Here is a 16,350-nt window from a genome sequence, read left to right as displayed (position 1 = left end):
ACTGCCTCGACCATCGCAATGTCACTTGGAGTAACCGATCCATCGGGGAGATGCTTGTCATCTTCGTGGCCGACTCACGTCGTCCGCGCAGAGGGCAGAACCTTTGCGGCGTAGACACAGAAGCAACCTGCCGAAAGGGGGTAACCCGCGAGTTGTCGCAGCCCATTGTCAATCGCTCGATCCAGCGGGCGTGGCAAGGTCAGAGCGCCGGCGAGGAAGGCACTTTCGTCTCCCATTTCGGTCGCGGGTTCGAGGACAGAAGTGCCCGGGTATAGGGATCGACAGGATTGTCGAAAAGCGCGATCGTATCGTTCTCCTCCACCAACCTGCCCCTATGCATGACGAGGATTCGGTCGGCGAAGTTCCGGACCACCGGCAGGTCGTGGGTGATGAAGATGTAGGAGAGCCCCAGCCGGTCGCGAAGATTGGCAAGGAGGTTGATGACCTGCGCCTGTACCGAGACGTCGAGCGCGGAAACGGCCTCGTCGCAGACAATCAGCTCGGGATCGCTGGCGAGGGCCCGCGCTATCGCGATGCGTTGCCGCTGGCCGCCGGAAAACTGGTGCGGATAGCGTTTCGACCATTCCGGCTTCAGGCCGACCAGCTCGAGCAACTCCGCGACGCGCCCGTTCCAGCGCGTCTTCGGCAGGATGTCGTCGTGGATCCGCCAGGGCTCGGAAATGATGGCGTGGACGTCCATGCGCGGGTTCATCGAGCCATAGGGATCCTGGAACACCATCTGAACCTTGCGGCGCAGGGCCAGCAGTTCCTTCGGCAGCATGGCGAATATGTCGTCGCCGCGGTAGAGCGCCCGGCCCGCCGTCGGCTCGCTCAGCCGCAGCAGCATCTTGGCGACGCTGGACTTGCCGGAGCCGGATTCACCGACGATGCCGAGCGTTTCGCCGCGGCGCACCTGGAAGGAGACATCGTTGACGGCGGCGGTCGAACGCGGCGACGAGAAGAGGCCGCGCGAGAGATGGTAGACCTTGGTCAGGCCCTGCACGTCGAGCAGCACTTCGCCGGTCGAGGCGCCCGCCCGCCTCCCCTCGCCCGGATCGCCATGCGCGGGCAGCGCGTTCATCAGCTGGCGGGTGTAGGCATCGGCCGGCTGGGTGAAAACGGTCTCAGCCATGCCCTCCTCGACCACCTTGCCGCGCCGCATGACGATGACCCGGTCGGCCATGCTGGCGGCGACCTCCAGATCATGGGTGATCAGCACCAGCGCCATGCCGAACTCGCGCTGTAGGTCCTTCAGGAGGTCGAGGACCTGCGCCTGGACGCTGACGTCGAGCGCCGTCGTCGGCTCGTCGGCGATCAGCAACGAGGGCTGCAGGGCGATCGCCATGGCGATCATCACGCGCTGGCGCTGACCGCCGGAGAACTCGTGCGGATAGCGGTCGAAGCGCTCCTCCGGCTCGGGAATACCGACGCGGCGCAGCAGCTCGACGCCCCTTTTGCGGGCCTCGGCGCCGTCGCAGACGTCGTGCGCCCGGAACACTTCGGATATCTGCCAGCCGACGCTGTAGACCGGGTTGAGATGAGCGAGCGGGTCTTGGAAGATCATCGCCACGCGGCGGCCGTTAAGGGCGCGTCGCGCCTTCGGGTCGAGCGTCGCGAGGTCCTGCCCCTCGAAGAGAATGCTGCCGGAGACGATGTCGGCCGGCGGAGTATCGAGGATGTCGAGCACGGTGCTGGCGCTGACGCTCTTGCCTGAGCCGCTTTCGCCGAGAATGCACAACGTCTCGCCGCGGCGGACGGAGAGGTTGATGCCGTCGACGGCGCGCACCGGCTCGGCGTCCGACAGGAAGTCAACTGTGAGGTTGCGGATCTCGAGGACGGGCAGCTCTAAAGCGCTCATCGCGGCGCCCTCCTCAAGGATTGCAGGCGCCAGCGTTGCTGCGGGTCGGAGGCGACACGGGCCCAGCTCGCGACGATGTTCAGAGCCAGCGTCGTCATCATGATCAGGAGGCCCGGCCAGAATGCCACCCACCAGGCGGTCTGCAGATAGCCGCGGCCGGTGGCGACCATGGCGCCCCAGGTGAAGGCCGGCGGCTGGATGCCAAGTCCGAGAAAGCTCAGCGCGGACTCTGCCAGGATCACCGAGGCGAAGTCGATCGCTGCGATCGTCACCAAGGTCGGGATGGTAAGGGGCGCGATGTGGCGGAGCACGATGCGCAGGTGACCGGCGCCCATCGAGCGCGCCGCCTCCACGAACATCCGCTCGCGCAGTTCCAGCACTTCGGCGCGCGTCGTGCGCAGGTAGATCGGGATGCGGGTGACGGCGAGGACGATGATGAGGTTGGTGATGCTCGGGCCGAGGAGGTAGAGCACGATGAGGGCAAGCAGCAGCGACGGAAAGCTCATGATTACGTCGGCGACCCGCAGGATGACCTGCGCGAACCAGCGCCGGGAATAGCCGGCGATGAGGCCGAGGGCGCCGCCGACCAGCATGGAGACGAAGACCGCCGCGGCGGCGATGCCGAGCGTGTTGCGGGCCCCGACCAGCAGACGCGCCAACATGGAGCGGCCGAGCGTGTCGGCGCCGAGCACGTAGAGCCAGCCGCCACTGAAGGTGAAGGGCGCGAGGTTGCGCTGTCGCAGGCCGAGCTTCGTCGCCGCATCGCCGATGAGCAGCGGTGCCAGAAGCGCCGTCAGCGCGATCATTACCAGGAAGATCATCGAGACGAGGGCGAGCTTGTCGCGCCAGAGCCAGCCGCCCCAGCTACGCAGGCGGCCAAGGCCAGCGGGCTGGGTGTCTATCAGAAGGGAAGTCTCGCTCATGGGCTCAGTACCTGATGCGCGGATCGAGCGCGGCGTAGAGAAGGTCGATCAGGATGTTGAGAATGAAGATCGCGCAGGCGGTGACGAGGATCGTGCTCTGCACCACGGCAAAGTCCCGCTGGATGATCGAGTCGATCATCAGCTTGCCGATGCCAGGCCAGCCAAAGATTGTCTCGACCACGACAGCGCCGTTGACTAGGCTCGCCGCAAGGTCGCCGGCGACGGTGACGACGGGCAGCATCGAATTGCGCAAACCGTGGCGCAGCAGGATCGACTTCGGCGACACGCCCTTGGCCCGCGCCGTCTTCACATGCGGCATGGCGAGGACGCCGATCATGGTGCCGCGCACCACCTGGACCAGCAGGCCGAAGGGACGCAGCGTCAGAACACAGATCGGCATGATCCAGAACAGGATGCCGCCGGCGCCGGAGGTGGGCAGCCAGCCGAGGCCGACCGAGAAGACCAGCACGCCGACGATCGCCACCCAGAAATCCGGAGCACTGGCGCCGGCCAGCGAGATGAAGCCCGACACCCGGTCGAACCAGCTACCGGGACGGGCGGCGGCGAGCGCGCCGACCAGCAGCGACAGCGAGATCGCCAGCCCGATGGCGATGGCGGCGAGCTGCAGCGTGCGCGGGAAGGCCTCCAGCGCAACCTCCATTGCCGGCCGATTCTGGCGCAGCGACATGCCGAAGTCGAGATGCGCGAGATTGCTGAGATAGGTGAAGAACTGGCTGATGATGGGTTGGTCGAAACCGTTCAGCCGGTTGAATTCCTGCCGCGCCTCAAAGCTCGAATCCAGCGGCAGGAACAGTGCCGCCGGATCGCCCGTCAGCCGGGTCAGCGCGAAAACGAGGATGAGCAGGCCGAAGATGGAGACCGCGCTGTTGAAGGCGCGCTTGCCGATGAAGCCGAACATGGGCGACCAATCCATTGGAGATGCGGTGGCGGGGCGCAGCGTGCTGCTCCCCGCCGGGCTGGCCTATTTGAAGCGGATCTGGCCGAGCGGAATCTCGCTGTTCGTCGCCAGGCTCGGGCGCCAGTCGAGCCGCGGCCCGACGGCGGTGTAGCCGACCATGTGGAACATCGGCACGTCCGCCGCCAGCTCATCGTGCACCTTCTTGAAAGTGGTCTCGAAGGCTTTCGTCCGCTCCGCGCCCGTGGCTGCGAGCGCCGCGTCGATCTCGCCGTCGAGCGCCGTGTCGGAGAGCGTCGAATAGCTGCCGGACGAGCGGTAGAGCAGCGGCACGGTGAAGGCGGCGTCGCCCTTGTTGTTGTCGTGCTGGATCTGCAGCAGGGTCGGGCCACGATCGGCCGGGAACGGTTTCTGCAGGTAGCGCGTCCAGTCCGCGACATCGAGCATGGTGAGCTTAATGTTGAGGCCGACATCGGTCCACATTGCCATCATCGCTTCCAGCGCCTCAGTGCCGTTGGGATAGATGCCGTTGCGGCCGACGAGGTTGATCTCGGTATCGACCGGCACGCCGGCGGCCTTGGCCTCCTCGATCAGGGCACGCGCGGCCTCGGCATTGAAAGCCCAGGGCGCCAGCGCCTTGTCGTGGCCGTTGATGCCCGGCACGACCATCTGCGAAGCGCGCAGCGCGTCGTCGCCGAAGAGGGTGGCGAGCCCCTCCCAGTCGATCGCCATGTTGAGCGCCTTGCGCACCCGGACGTCGTCGAGCGGCGCATAGTCCATGTCGATGCGAATGGCCGTGGTCTCGGAGTTCAAATAGGAGAAGTCGCGCGCCGGATCGGTCGCGTCCTGCAGCGCGATGGTCGGGGTCAGGTCCGCCTCGCCGGTCTGGATCATCGCCACGCGCAGCGAGGATTCCTCGCGCCAGACATAGGTCGCCTTGGTCACCGCCGGGGCCTCGCCCCAGTAGCCATCGCGCCGGGTCAGGACGATGCGCTCCGGCGTCGCCTCACTGAGCGCGAATGGCCCGGTGCCGACGGGCGCGTTGGTCGCCGCGTCGACGGCCGTCTTTGGCGAGACGATCATCGCGACGCTGATGAGCGTCGGCAGGATCGGCTGCGGCTGGGTCGAGGTAATGTCGACGGTCAGATCATCGACCGGCGTGATCGCCAGGGTGTCACTGCCGAACTTGGCGAGGTTGTTGCAGGTGAAGACCTTGCTGGTCATGCGGTTGACGGCAAAGCGCACCGCCTCGGCATTGAACTTCTCGCCGTCCTGGAAGGTGACGCCCTCGCGCAGCTTGAACCGCCAGGTCAACGGTGCCGTCTGCTCCCAGGACGTCGCGAGCTTCGGCTGGACGGAGCCATTGCTGGGATCGACGGTGGTCAGCGCCTCGGTGATGTTCTGGCTGACGACCTGGCCGACATCGGTCAGGATCGAGCCGCAGGGCTCGAGATTGCTCGGCTGCTCCGGCAAGACGATGGTGATGTCGCCATTGGCGGGCTGCGCGAGCGCCGGCAAAGCGATGGACCCGGCGAGCAGCGCGAGCGTCGCCGTTAGAATGCGCGAAGTCTTCATGGTCATCCTCCCAAATGATCGTGTCGCCCGGCGCGTCAATCGCCCCTGGACGTCCGGAAGACCGCGCATGGCCCGGTCCGCATGCTCGGACGGGGCGCCTCCACACCGCGCCCGCCGTCTCATCGCCCGCCCGTAAGACGCGCGGAACGTTGTCAGGAATTGCGGCGGATAAGGTCCGCCAGCATTTCGCGCTCTTCGCCGGTCAGGTCGGTCAGCGGCGGGCGGACCGGACCCGGCGTCTGCCCGACCGCGGCCGCGCCCGCCTTGATGATCGAGACGGCATAGCCGGTCTGCCGGTCGCGGATCGTGGCGAACGGGTAGAAGAAGTCCCTCAGGATCGTCTCCATCGTCGCCCGGTCGTCGGCGCGCAGGGCCGTGTAGAAGCGAAGCGCCAGTTCGGGCACGAAGTTGAAGACGGCCGAGGAATAGGTGGTGACACCCGCCGCGTTGAAGGCCTCGGCATACATTTCATGCGTCGGCATGCCACCGATGTAGCAGAGACGGTCACCGAGCTTCACGGAAACCTCGCGCACCAGCGCGATCTGGCCGGTGCCGTCCTTGAAGCCGATGAGGTTCGGGCAGGCCTCGGCAAGCCGGGCGAGCGTATCGGCGTTCACCACCGAGTTCGCACGGTTGTAGACAACGACGCCGAGCCCGGTCGCGCCGCACACTGCCTTGATGTGGCGGAAGAGGCCTTCCTGGGAGGCGCCGATCAGGTAGTGCGGCAGCAGCAGCAGGCCGTCGGCTCCGGCCTCCTCTGCCCGCCGCGCGACGTCCTTGGCCATTTCCGTGCCATAGCCGCAGCCGGTGACGATGGGAACCGACCCTGCGGCCTCCTTGGCCGCCCGCGTGACGTCGCCAACCTCCGCGGGGGTGAGCGAAAAGAACTCGCCCGTGCCGCCGGCTGCGAACAGCACTGTCGCGTCAAAGCCGGACAGCCAGTTGACGTGGCGGCCGTAGCTTTCGAGGTTCAGCGCCCCCGCCGCGTCGAAATGTGTGACGGGGAAGGACAGGAGACCGGCAGAGAGCGCGCGCTTGACTTCTTGGGGGGACATTCTGCCTCACATCATATGACTTCGATGCGTAGTCATATGATGACTATGTCGTGCGGTCAAGCCGAGGGGTCGGACGATCGCGACCGCATCAGGGCCCGGTAGCGTTTGATCCCGCCCTGCAGGTGCCGCCGCATGGCATCGCGCGCCTGTTCGGCGTCCCGGGCCGAGATCGCCTCGGCCACTTCCTCGTGTTCCTTGAGAAGGATGTGGTCGCGGTTCGGCAGGGGATCGACGCCGCCCATCACCGAGCGGAATTTCACACGCGGGATGATCCGCTTGCCGACATGCTCGAGGAAGGCCTGGAAGCGTCCGTTATTGGTGGCGCGAGCGATCGCCATGTGGAACCGAAAATCCGCCTCGTCCGTCGATTCCCCACGGTCGACGAGCGCCTGGAAGTCATCCACCAGCGACTGGATCTCCGCCTCCTGCGCGGGCGAGCTTCTGAGGGCTGCAAGCCCTGCGGCCTCGACCTCGATGCCGATCCGCAACTCCAGTTCCTCGATGATATCGGAGATCTTGTCGGTCGCCTGGCTGAACAGTTCGAGCTCCGCCGGCGGGCGGCTCGGTCCCAGCACGAAGACGCCGACGCCATGTCGGGAATCGATCAGCCGATCGGCGCGCAGAGCTGCCAGCGCTTCCCGGATCACGGTACGGCTGTAGCCGAACCGGGCGACAAGAACGGGTTCGGTCGGCAACTGGTCGCCGGGTGCGTAATCGCCATCAATGATCTGCTTGCGGAGCGTCTCTATGACGACTTCCCGCAGCGGCTGAGGTTGGGCGTTTCGTGTTCGGGGCAACAGGGCCTCCTGGCATGGACGATCGGTCCATGCTTCATAAACCCCGCCGGCCATCCTGTCATCATATGACTACCCTTGACCGCATGTTGCGATACTCCAGTGTCTGCAGATCTCCGTTACCATTCGACGCTTGTACCCGGTGGACACCTTTCAGCGGAGTCCGGTAGCAGAGATGCGCCCCTGCTGGCACGCGTTTGCGCCAGGGCGTGCGACATCTCGGGCATACTCTCGCGCCGCCCTACGCCGCGACAGCGTGGCGCTGGCGGACGATGTCGCGAAAGCGCCGGCCAGCGGCGGTGAGCGGGCGGCTTCGCTCGTAGCGGAGGTGGAACTTTATGCCGTAGCGCAGAGGCACCGCTCCCTCGACCTCGACGAGATCGATCCGGGAATGCAGCGTCGCCGCATAATGGTCAGGCAGATAGCCGACGTGACGACCGCCGGCGACGAGAATGGCCGCTGCCTCGAGGCCGGAGGCCACCGCGGCGTGCTCCAGCCGCAGCGCGGCTAGCAGGCCGGCGCTGTGCGGATCGGCAAAGCGCGTGACCACGGAGTAGCCGAGCGGTGCAAGGTCGTCGATTCTCGGCACCTTCCCGCCGCCACGGACATACAGCCGGAACTCCTCGTCGAAGAGTTCGTGCCGGACGGAGTCTTGGTCCTGCGGCGCGGCACCGTTGATGCTGAGATGCAAATGCCGGGCGTGCAACTCGCGCACCAGATCGGCCGGCGGACGCACCACGACCTGAAGGCGGACCGCTGGGGCCTCTGCCCCCAGCATCGCCAGCGCTTCGTCGACGCGGCATGCGGGATTGCTAAGACAGTTGTCGGCAATGCCGACGATCAACTCCCCGGTGAGAATGTTGCGCGCTTGGTTCAGGTCGTCGCGCACCGCGTCGAGCGTGTCGCAGGCGGCGATGGCCGCCGCCAGGACCGTCTCTCCGAGCTCGGTCAATTCGAAGCCGGCGGGCCCCCTAAGGCACAGGCAGCCGCCGAGCCGAAGCTCCAGCGCCTTGATGTGACGACTAATCGTCGATCGATCCATGTGCAGGCTGAATTCCGCTGCCGAAAGCCCCCCGCTGGACGCGACGACCCTGAAGATCCGCATCAGTCGAAGGTCACTTTCCGTCAAACTCGCGATGGGCGTGGGTGAAGCGTAGTTCATGTTGCAGATCATACAAGCATGGTTTCCGCATTGGCAATTGCGATACTGCTCCAATACAGGCATCGTAATGAAGAGATTAAACATTGTGCGAATGCATGTTCAATAATCGTTCAGACTGCAGCAGAAATGACCATTGAGGAAGCCATGTCCCAGCCGCTGACTGTCGCTCCTGCCGAGCACCACAAAACATTTCTCTACGCGCCCTACGTCAGCGACCTCGACAGCCTCGACGCCGATATCGTCTTCATCGGAATGCCCTACGGCAACGCCTACGAGCCGCACGCCGTATCAAACGACCAGACCCGGGCGCCCGACGCCGTGCGTGCCGTGACCGATCGGATCTCCCGCGGTCTCGAGCGCTACGACTTCGACGTCGGCGGGACGATCTACGACGACCGGGCGGTGAAAACCGTGGACGTCGGCAACGTCCCCTTTGACATCGCCGATCACCGCGGCCACTTCGCCCGCGCCGAGGCGGCGATGCGCAAGATCCTGAAGGCCGGCGCCATGCCGATCACAGTAGGCGGCGACCACGGCATCCCGATTCCAATTTTTCGGGCGCTCGAGGATGCCGACGGCAAAGGGCCGATCACGCTAATCCAGGTCGACGCCCACATTGACTGGCGCGACCACGTCAACGGCGTCTCCGACGGCCTCTCCAGCCCGATCCGCCGCGCTTCCGAGATGGACCACATCGGCGACATCTACCAGATCGGTATCCGCTCGGCCGGCAGCGCACGGCCCGAGGAAGTGGCAGCGGCCAAAGCCTATGGCTCCAACATCATCCCGGCCTTCGAGGTGCACGACCTCGGCATCGATGCGATCATCGACCGCATCCCCGATGGCGGGCGCTACTACATTACCATCGACGCCGACGGCCTCGACCCCTCGGTGATGCCGGCGGTCGAAGGCCCTGCGCCGGGCGGACTCACATTCCACCAGGTGCGCAAGCTGATCCACGCGCTGGTCCGTAAGGGCCGGGTACTGGGCATGGACATCGTCGAAATCACGCCCTCGATCGACCTTAACAACATCACCAGCGTCGTGGCCGGCAGGCTGATCGTCAACCTGATCGGCGCGGCCGTGCGCGCCGACTACTTCGAGCCCGCCGCCACCGCAAAGTAACCCGCCTCCACCCGAGCCGAACCCGCGACCTTTCCTTAACCTGGAGCCTTCCCATGCCGCCTATCACCCGCAGGCACTTCGGACTCATCGCCGGGGGCGCTGCACTGACCACCACGCTGTCGACGCGGTTCGCCTTCGCCGAAACGACGATCGAGAAGATCAAACGTACCGGCACGGTCACCGTCGGCACGGAAGCGGCTTATCCGCCGTTCGAATTCGTCAAGGACGGTAAGATCGTCGGCTACGGCAGCGACATACTTGTGGAGGTGGTCAAAGCCCTCGGTGTCAAAGTCGAGCAGCTGGACCTGCCCTGGCAAGGCATCCTGCCGGGCGTCCTCGCCGGCAAGTTCGACTTCGTCGCGACCACCGTCGGCATCAACGAGGAGCGTGCGAAGCGCTACGCCTACACGCTCCCGATCGCCGACGGTCAGCCCTATGCAGCCAAGCGCAAGGGTGATCCGATGACCAAAGCCGAGGACCTGAACGGCAAGGTCGTCGCCACCCAACTCGCCTCCTCGACTGAGCCAACAACGCGCGACTTCGACGCAAAGCTGAAAGCCGCCGGCGGCAGCGGCTATGCCGATCTGAAGCTCTTCACCGCCTTCCCCGAAGCCTACCTGGCGCTCGCCAACGGCGAGGTGGACTCGGTGATTCAGTCGCTGCCGACACTTGCCGTCCTGGTCAAGGAACGCCCGGAGACCTTCGAGCTTCTCGGGCCGGTCGATGTTGAAGGAGGCTACACCTATCTCGCCTGGGTGACCCGTCCGGAGGACACTGACCTTCGCGACTTCATCAGCGGCGTCATCAAGACGATGCGCGACGACGGCCGCCTCGGCGAGCTGCAGGAGAAATGGTTCGGCTTCAAGATGGAAATCCCCGACACGGGCTACCTTCCGCCGAACGCCCTCTGACCTCAAGCGGAGATCGGGCTTGTCCTTCCAGTTCGACTACCTGCTTTCCGTCATGCCGGCGCTGGCGACGGCGGCGCTGATCAATGCGCGGCTTGCCGCGATCATCATCGTGATCGCGGTGATCGGCGGGACGGGGCTCACCATCCTGCGCTCGCTGAAGATTACCGCGGTCAACGCGGCGCTTGCCGGCCTCATCTCGTTCATCCGCGGCACCCCGCTACTGATCCAGATTTTTTTGTTCTACTACGTCATTCCCGTGTTCGGCATCGACCTGAGGCCGGAGGTGGCAGGCGTTGCGGCCATCGCGCTGAACAGCGCCATCTTCATTACCGAGATGATGCGCGGGGGCCTGCAGACCATCGACCCCGGACAGATCGAAGCGGCGAGCGCACTGGCCCTGTCGCGCCGGGCGATCTGGCAGAAGGTCATCCTGCCGCAGCTGTTCCGGAAGATCCTGCCGGTGCTGGTCAACGAGATCACCATCGTCGTCAAGGGTACGGCACTTCTTTCCGTCATCACCGTCGTCGACGTGCTGCGCACCGCCCAGCAGATTTCCAGCGCCAGTTACCGACCGTTCGAGACGCTGGTCGGTGCGGCCCTTTGCTTCCTCGTGCTCAATCTCGCGGTCATGGCGGTCGGCACCGTCCTCGAACGCCGCACCGCCGATGCGAGGGCATAGCGAGCATGACATTCGATACCGGCATTCTTCTTCAGTACTGGCCGCTGTTTCTAGAGGGCGCTTGGCTGACCATCCGCATCACCGCTGCCGCCTTCGTCATCGGCTACGCCATCGGCATCGCCCTCGCCCTCCTGTCGCTGGTGCCGAGCACTGTGATACGCGGGTTCGTCAAGACCTATGTGGTTGTGCTGCGGGCGATCCCCTTCATCATCATCGTCTTCCTCGTCTATTACGGCCTGCCCTTCTCCGGCATCCGTCTTCCTGCGGTCATCACCGGCACGATCGCTCTGTCGCTGTTCGCCAGCGCTTACTACGCCGAGATCGTGCGCGCAGCGATCCTCGCGCTGCCGAAGGGCCAGTTCGAGTCGGCGAGGGTCATCGGAATGTCGCCGCTGCAGGCGATGCGCCATGTCGTCTTCCCGCAGATCGTGCGGGGCCTGATCCCGCCCTCGACCAACATGACGCTGACGATGATCAAGGAGTCGGCCGTGCTGAGCTCGATCACCGTCAGCGAGCTGACCTTCCAGAGCCTGATCGTCCAAGGCAACACCTTCGCGCCGTTCGAGGCCTTCGCGGCGGTGACGCTGCTCTACTGGCTGATTAGCCTGGTGGTCGCGCAGGCCGCCGCTTGGCTGGAGCGCCGGTTCGGCCAAGCGGAGCGCGAGAACGTTTCCCGCAGCAGGCTGGCGGCAAGCTTCCTGTCGTTCGACCGGAGGGATGCATGAAGCCCGACCTCGCCCTCAGCGTCAGCGCGCTCAGCAAGAATTTCCGCGGTGTCCGGGCCCTCGACGAGGTGTATCTCGATGTCGCCAAGGGCGAGGTCGTCGCCCTGATCGGCCCCAGCGGTTGCGGCAAGAGCACGCTGCTGCGCTGCCTGACTTGGCTCGAGCAGCCGAGCGACGGCTTCATTCTTGTCGACGGCAAGCCGCTCGGCCGCGAGCGGGTCGGCGACACGATCCGCCGCCAGACCCGGCAGGAGATTGACGCCATGCGGCCGCGCATCGGCATGGTGTTCCAGCAGCTGAACCTCTGGCCGCATGTCTCGGCCCGCGAGAACATCGTCCTGCCGCAGATGGTGGTACTGCGCCGCTCGCGCGCCGAAGCGACGGCCCGCGCCGACGCCCTCCTAGACAGCCTCGGACTCGGCGACAAGGCCGAGCGCTTCCCCTACGCGCTGTCGGGCGGCCAGAAGCAGCGGGTAGCGATCGCCCGGGCGCTGGCCATGGACCCGGCGCTGATGCTGTTCGACGAGCCGACCTCGGCGCTCGATCCCGAACTCGTCGGCGAGGTACTGACGCTGCTGCGCGAACTCGCCGCCACGGGCATGACCATGGTGGTCGTCACCCACGAAATCGGCTTCGCCGCGCATGTCGCCGACCGCATCGCCTTCATGGAAGCCGGCCGGATCATCGAGGACGGCAAGGCGAGCCAGGTGATGACCGCCCCAAAAGATCCTCGTGTTGCCGCCTTTCTAGCCATCATCCATGCCGGCCGCGACGCCTTCTGACGGCGTTTTGCAGGAAGTTTCCGCGAGACAAGGAGTGACGATGCCCCGTATCGACCGACCCTTTGTGGGCATCCCTTCGTTCCTGCGGGCGCCGATCTGCCAGGACCTCGCGACCCTCGACGCTGCCATCGCCGTCTATGGCGTGCCCTTCGACGAGGGCTCCCCGTTCCTGCCGGGATCGCGCATGGGGCCGCGGGCCATCCGCGAACATTCGCTGCGCTACACCGGCGGCATCTACGATCCGGCGACACGTCGCACCCTGCTCCTCGAGGAGATGGAGCAGAGCCTCATCGCTGACGTCGGCGACGTCGACATCGCGCCGACCAATGTCGACAGGAGCTTCGAGAACATTACCGCGACCGTGCGCGGCATCCTCGACCGCGGCGCGCTGCCGGTTGGCCTCGGGGGCGACCATTCGATCGCCTATCCAATTTTCCGCGCCTTCGATCGCCCCGTGCACATCCTGCATTTCGACGCCCACATGGACTATGCCGAAGAAGCCGATGGACTGCGGTTCACCAACGGCCACGCCTTCCGCCACATGGCCGGGCTGGAGACGGCGCTGGGCCTTACGCAGATCGGCATCCGGAGCCTGCGCAGCTCGCGTCAGCAGCACGACGACATCGAGGCCGGCGGCAACCGTGTCGTCACCATGCCCGAATTCCACCGCCTCGGCCCCGCCGGCATCGCCGCGCTCCTGCCGGAAGGTGCGCCCGTCTATGTCAGCATCGACATCGACGCGCTCGACCTGTCGCTGGTGCCGGGCTGCGTCTCCGCCGAGCCGGACGGCCTCACCTATGCGGAGCTGCGCGACTCGCTGAAACTCGTTGCTGAACGCAACGAGGTCGTCGGCTTCGACCTCGTCGAGGTCAACCCGCCACTCGACGTCGGCACGGGGGCCACCGCCTATCTCGCCGCGACGGTCATCATCGGTTTTATGGGCGAGATTTGCGCCCAGCCGCGCTGGCAGCACAAGCGGCATACTGCCTGAAACCCACGAGGAGGACATCATGCACACCGACCATCCCGTTACCATTCCCGCTCGCAGCGGCAAGGCAGCGCTCGTCAGGAAGGGCCAGATCGTCAGGGTCATCAATACCCATGGCGATCAGGTCGTCGACACATGGGCCTTCAATGCCGAGGACCGCAGCGAGTTCATGTCGATGGAGCACAGCCGTGCCCACATCCTGAAAATCATTCCGATCGTTGGCGACACCATGCTTACCAATCGTCGCCGTCCCATCCTTACCCTCGTCGAGGATACCTCGGGCGGCATCCACGACACCCTCGTGGCGGCCTGCGACAAGCATCGCTACGCCTTCCTTGGCGTCGAGGGCTATCATGACAACTGCGAGGACAACCTGCACGCCGCCATGCAGGCGATCGCTCTCGACGCACCGGAAACGCCGAGCCCGCTGAACCTCTTCATGAACATCCCGGTGAAGCCGGACCGCACGATCTCGTTCGAAGCGCCAGTGTCGACGCCCGGCAGCTTCGTCGCCCTGCGGGCGGAGATGGATCTCGTCATCGCCTTCAGCGCCTGCCCACAGGACATTCTGCCGATCAACGGCGTCGGCCACCCACCGACGGAAGCGCATTTCACGGTCAGCGAATGATCGCCGGATGCGCGTGCCCGCCGCTCGCCTTCGCCGCCACTGCCTGCGACAAGACTGTACCCGGCGGATTCGGCTGGAGCTTTGAGGCCAGAGCCGGGCAATACATCACCCTCATCGACGTCGAGGGCCGGCAGGCCGCCGACTTCGTCGCGCTCCGCCTCGACGATCTTTCCGAGGTGCTCTCACCAGTCCACACCCGCAGGCGCAACCTGTCCCTGTTCGTCGAGGTCGGCGAGTTCTTCGCCTCCTCGCGCGGTCGGCCGATGTTCGAGCTGGTGGCCGACACGGTGGGGCACCATGATTCCAACGTGCCGGCTTGCGACCCGACCCGCTATGCCGTCGACTTTGGCGTGCCGGGCCACCGCAACTGTCTGGAAAACATGGCCGAGCCGCTGGCGCGCTACGGCATCGACGTTCTACACGTTCCCGAGCCGTTCAACTTCTTTCAGAACGGGCCGGTGACCCCCGATGGCCGGATGATGGTGACCGATCCGGTCAGTCGGCCGGGCGACCATCTCGTCCTCAAGGCGCTGATGGACGTCGTCTGCGCCGTTTCACCCTGCCCGCAGGACATTATCCCCGGCAACGGTTTGGTGGTCACGGACATCCGCATCGTCATTTCCGACACGTTGCCGACGCCTGGAAAGGACGAGCCATGCCGCTCCTGATGAAGCATCCCGACCCGGCACCGCTGCCGCCGGAAAGCCGCCGCGAAATCGTCCATGGCACCGCGGCCGACCTTGCCGTCGGCCGCGGGCAGCTCCTGACCATCGAGGATGTCGCGGGCAACCGCACGGCGCAGCTCTTCGCCTTCACCGACGCCGAAAGCGACGAGTTCCTGTCGCCTCACCACACGCGGGTGTTCAGCAATTCCTACCGGCTGACCCTAGGCATGCGCCTCGTGACGAACCGGCGGCGGCCGCTTATGGTGCTCGGACGCGACAGTGCGGGGACGAACGACCTCCTGATGCCGGCCTCGACGGGCGCCTCGCTCGAAGCTGTCGGACTCTTGGGACCGGGTTGCGTCGAACTCCTCGCCGGTGCCATCGCGGCCAGCGGCGTTGCCGCACGCAAGCATCCCGATCCGGTGAACCTTTTCATGAATGTCGCCGTCGAGCAAACCGGGCGTCTCAGGCCGACGCCTTCGGCGCCCGCCCCGGGGCGACTCGTCACTTTCCGCGTCCTGATCGACTGCCGCGTCGTCGTCGTCGCCGCGCCGAACGATCTTGGCATCTCTGACGGACAGGGCGCCCTGCTTGTCCGCGTCCACAACGAGCTCTGAGGGTCGACCCGATGTTCGACAGACCAATGACCACAATCCCCGCCGGACACGGCAAAGCGCTATTCCTAACGGCGGGACAGACCGTGCGCCTGGTCAACACCTACGGCACTCAGGTCGTCGACTGCTGGGCCTGGAATGCCGAGGATCTCGGAGAGCACATGTCGATGGAGGCGAGCCGCGTCTGGAATCAACGGCTGAACCCCGTCGTCGGCGACAGCTTCGTCACGACGCTCCGGCGGCCGATACTGACGCTCGTCGAGGATACTTCCCCGGGCGTGCACGACAGCTTCATGGCGGCCTGCGACTGTCACCGCTACCGGCTGCTCGGCGTCGAGACCTATCATCGCAACTGCCTCGACAACATGTTCGAAGCCGTCACCGAGGCCGGCAAGGTCGCGCCGGTGCCGATCCTCGCCTCGTTCAACATCTTCATGAACATCGCCGTCGCCGCCGACGAGCGCAGCCTGCTGACCGGCCCTACACCGGGGCGTCCCGGTGACCATGTCTGCCTGCGCGCCGAGATGGACTGTCTTGTCGCCTTCAGCGCCTGCCCGCAGGACATCGTCCCGATCCAGGGCGGCGCGACTAACACGCCACGGGACGCGCATTTCGAGGTCCTCAACGATGCCTTCGCATCGATTCCGCCGTCCACCAGCTGGCGACCATCGCCGTAGGCGTGTGGCTTACGAAAGGCCGTCAGCCCGCAGCTGCCGTTGGACCTTCCGACGCGGAGCCGATTATATGAAACGCGGCTTCTCGACGGCTGCCGGATGCGGCGACTACGTTACCAAGCCGATCATCATTAAGCAGGTAATGGTGCGCACGAAAGTTCAAGTCACTGCTCGGTTGGCGCTCCACGCTTCCTGCTAGCGGTCATCTACCGCAATAAGACACCTGGTTAAGTGCAAGCAATTTTTGTCGGTCGCGTCTTTACTCCATAAAGCCTG

At 65.4% G+C, this 16,350-nt stretch carries 17 protein-coding genes; 10 read left to right on the top strand and 7 right to left on the bottom strand.

Annotated elements, in window-relative coordinates:
• Nucleotides 1-199 precede the first annotated feature (199 nt).
• The 7 genes from ACZLZQ_RS14395 to ACZLZQ_RS14365 form a co-directional block, all read right to left on the bottom strand.
• On the bottom strand, nucleotides 200-1,858 hold the full coding sequence (locus ACZLZQ_RS14395) for an ABC transporter ATP-binding protein (RefSeq protein WP_472949965.1): 1,659 nt from the start codon (nucleotides 1,856-1,858) through the stop codon (nucleotides 200-202).
• A complete protein-coding gene (locus tag ACZLZQ_RS14390) occupies nucleotides 1,855-2,781 on the bottom strand; it encodes an ABC transporter permease (protein WP_472949964.1) in 927 nt (308 codons plus the stop codon). Before ACZLZQ_RS14390 ends, ACZLZQ_RS14395 begins: the two co-directional genes overlap by 4 nt.
• A 4-nt stretch (nucleotides 2,782-2,785) precedes the next feature.
• Nucleotides 2,786-3,700, bottom strand: coding sequence for an ABC transporter permease (locus ACZLZQ_RS14385; RefSeq protein ID WP_472949963.1), 915 nt, complete (start codon nucleotides 3,698-3,700; stop codon nucleotides 2,786-2,788).
• Between the two features lie 63 nt (nucleotides 3,701-3,763).
• Nucleotides 3,764-5,278, bottom strand: coding sequence for an ABC transporter substrate-binding protein (locus ACZLZQ_RS14380; RefSeq protein ID WP_472949961.1), 1,515 nt, complete (start codon nucleotides 5,276-5,278; stop codon nucleotides 3,764-3,766).
• Nucleotides 5,279-5,424: 146 nt separating this feature from the next.
• A complete protein-coding gene (gene kdgD / locus ACZLZQ_RS14375) occupies nucleotides 5,425-6,327 on the bottom strand; it encodes a 5-dehydro-4-deoxyglucarate dehydratase (protein ID WP_472949960.1) in 903 nt (300 codons plus the stop codon).
• Between the two features lie 56 nt (nucleotides 6,328-6,383).
• Nucleotides 6,384-7,124 carry a FadR/GntR family transcriptional regulator gene (locus tag ACZLZQ_RS14370; RefSeq protein ID WP_472949959.1) on the bottom strand — a complete coding sequence of 247 codons (741 nt, stop codon included), beginning with the start codon at nucleotides 7,122-7,124 and terminating at the stop codon, nucleotides 6,384-6,386.
• Between the two features lie 238 nt (nucleotides 7,125-7,362).
• The gene (locus ACZLZQ_RS14365; protein WP_472949958.1) at nucleotides 7,363-8,367 is read right to left on the bottom strand and encodes a LysR family transcriptional regulator; all 1,005 of its coding nucleotides are present in this window, start codon (nucleotides 8,365-8,367) and stop codon (nucleotides 7,363-7,365) included.
• 60 nt (nucleotides 8,368-8,427) lie between these two features.
• Between ACZLZQ_RS14365 and ACZLZQ_RS14360 the strand changes: the two genes are divergently transcribed.
• The 10 genes from ACZLZQ_RS14360 to ACZLZQ_RS14315 are packed head-to-tail and all read left to right on the top strand — an operon-like array spanning nucleotide 8,428 to nucleotide 16,077.
• A complete protein-coding gene (locus ACZLZQ_RS14360) occupies nucleotides 8,428-9,408 on the top strand; it encodes an agmatinase (protein ID WP_472949957.1) in 981 nt (326 codons plus the stop codon).
• 53 nt (nucleotides 9,409-9,461) lie between these two features.
• Nucleotides 9,462-10,319 carry a transporter substrate-binding domain-containing protein gene (locus tag ACZLZQ_RS14355; protein WP_472949956.1) on the top strand — a complete coding sequence of 286 codons (858 nt, stop codon included), beginning with the start codon at nucleotides 9,462-9,464 and terminating at the stop codon, nucleotides 10,317-10,319.
• A gap of 19 nt (nucleotides 10,320-10,338) precedes the next feature.
• Nucleotides 10,339-10,998: an amino acid ABC transporter permease gene (locus tag ACZLZQ_RS14350; RefSeq protein WP_472949955.1), complete on the top strand. Its 660-nt coding sequence runs from the start codon at nucleotides 10,339-10,341 to the stop codon at nucleotides 10,996-10,998.
• A gap of 5 nt (nucleotides 10,999-11,003) precedes the next feature.
• Entirely contained in the window at nucleotides 11,004-11,723 is a 720-nt protein-coding gene (locus ACZLZQ_RS14345; protein ID WP_472949954.1) for an amino acid ABC transporter permease, read from the top strand.
• Nucleotides 11,720-12,505, top strand: a complete 786-nt coding sequence (locus ACZLZQ_RS14340) for an amino acid ABC transporter ATP-binding protein (protein WP_472949953.1) — start codon at nucleotides 11,720-11,722, stop codon at nucleotides 12,503-12,505. The genes ACZLZQ_RS14345 and ACZLZQ_RS14340 overlap by 4 nt, the downstream gene beginning before the upstream one ends.
• 40 nt (nucleotides 12,506-12,545) lie before the next feature.
• The gene (locus tag ACZLZQ_RS14335; protein ID WP_472949952.1) at nucleotides 12,546-13,496 is read left to right on the top strand and encodes an arginase family protein; all 951 of its coding nucleotides are present in this window, start codon (nucleotides 12,546-12,548) and stop codon (nucleotides 13,494-13,496) included.
• Nucleotides 13,497-13,515: 19 nt separating this feature from the next.
• Complete coding sequence (locus ACZLZQ_RS14330) at nucleotides 13,516-14,121, top strand: DUF1989 domain-containing protein (RefSeq protein ID WP_472949951.1); 606 nt, start codon at nucleotides 13,516-13,518, stop codon at nucleotides 14,119-14,121.
• Nucleotides 14,118-14,789: a DUF1989 domain-containing protein gene (locus ACZLZQ_RS14325; RefSeq protein WP_472949950.1), complete on the top strand. Its 672-nt coding sequence runs from the start codon at nucleotides 14,118-14,120 to the stop codon at nucleotides 14,787-14,789. The genes ACZLZQ_RS14330 and ACZLZQ_RS14325 overlap by 4 nt, the downstream gene beginning before the upstream one ends.
• Nucleotides 14,777-15,403 (top strand): urea carboxylase-associated family protein, encoded by a 627-nt coding sequence (locus tag ACZLZQ_RS14320; RefSeq protein WP_472949948.1) that lies wholly within the window; start codon nucleotides 14,777-14,779, stop codon nucleotides 15,401-15,403. The genes ACZLZQ_RS14325 and ACZLZQ_RS14320 overlap by 13 nt, the downstream gene beginning before the upstream one ends.
• Nucleotides 15,404-15,414: 11 nt before the next feature.
• Nucleotides 15,415-16,077 (top strand): DUF1989 domain-containing protein, encoded by a 663-nt coding sequence (locus ACZLZQ_RS14315; RefSeq protein ID WP_472949947.1) that lies wholly within the window; start codon nucleotides 15,415-15,417, stop codon nucleotides 16,075-16,077.
• Nucleotides 16,078-16,350 lie beyond the last annotated feature (273 nt).

It is taken from the genome of Mesocryomonas lacus, assembly GCF_055730105.2.
This window is presented reverse-complemented; position numbering and strand designations above follow the sequence as displayed.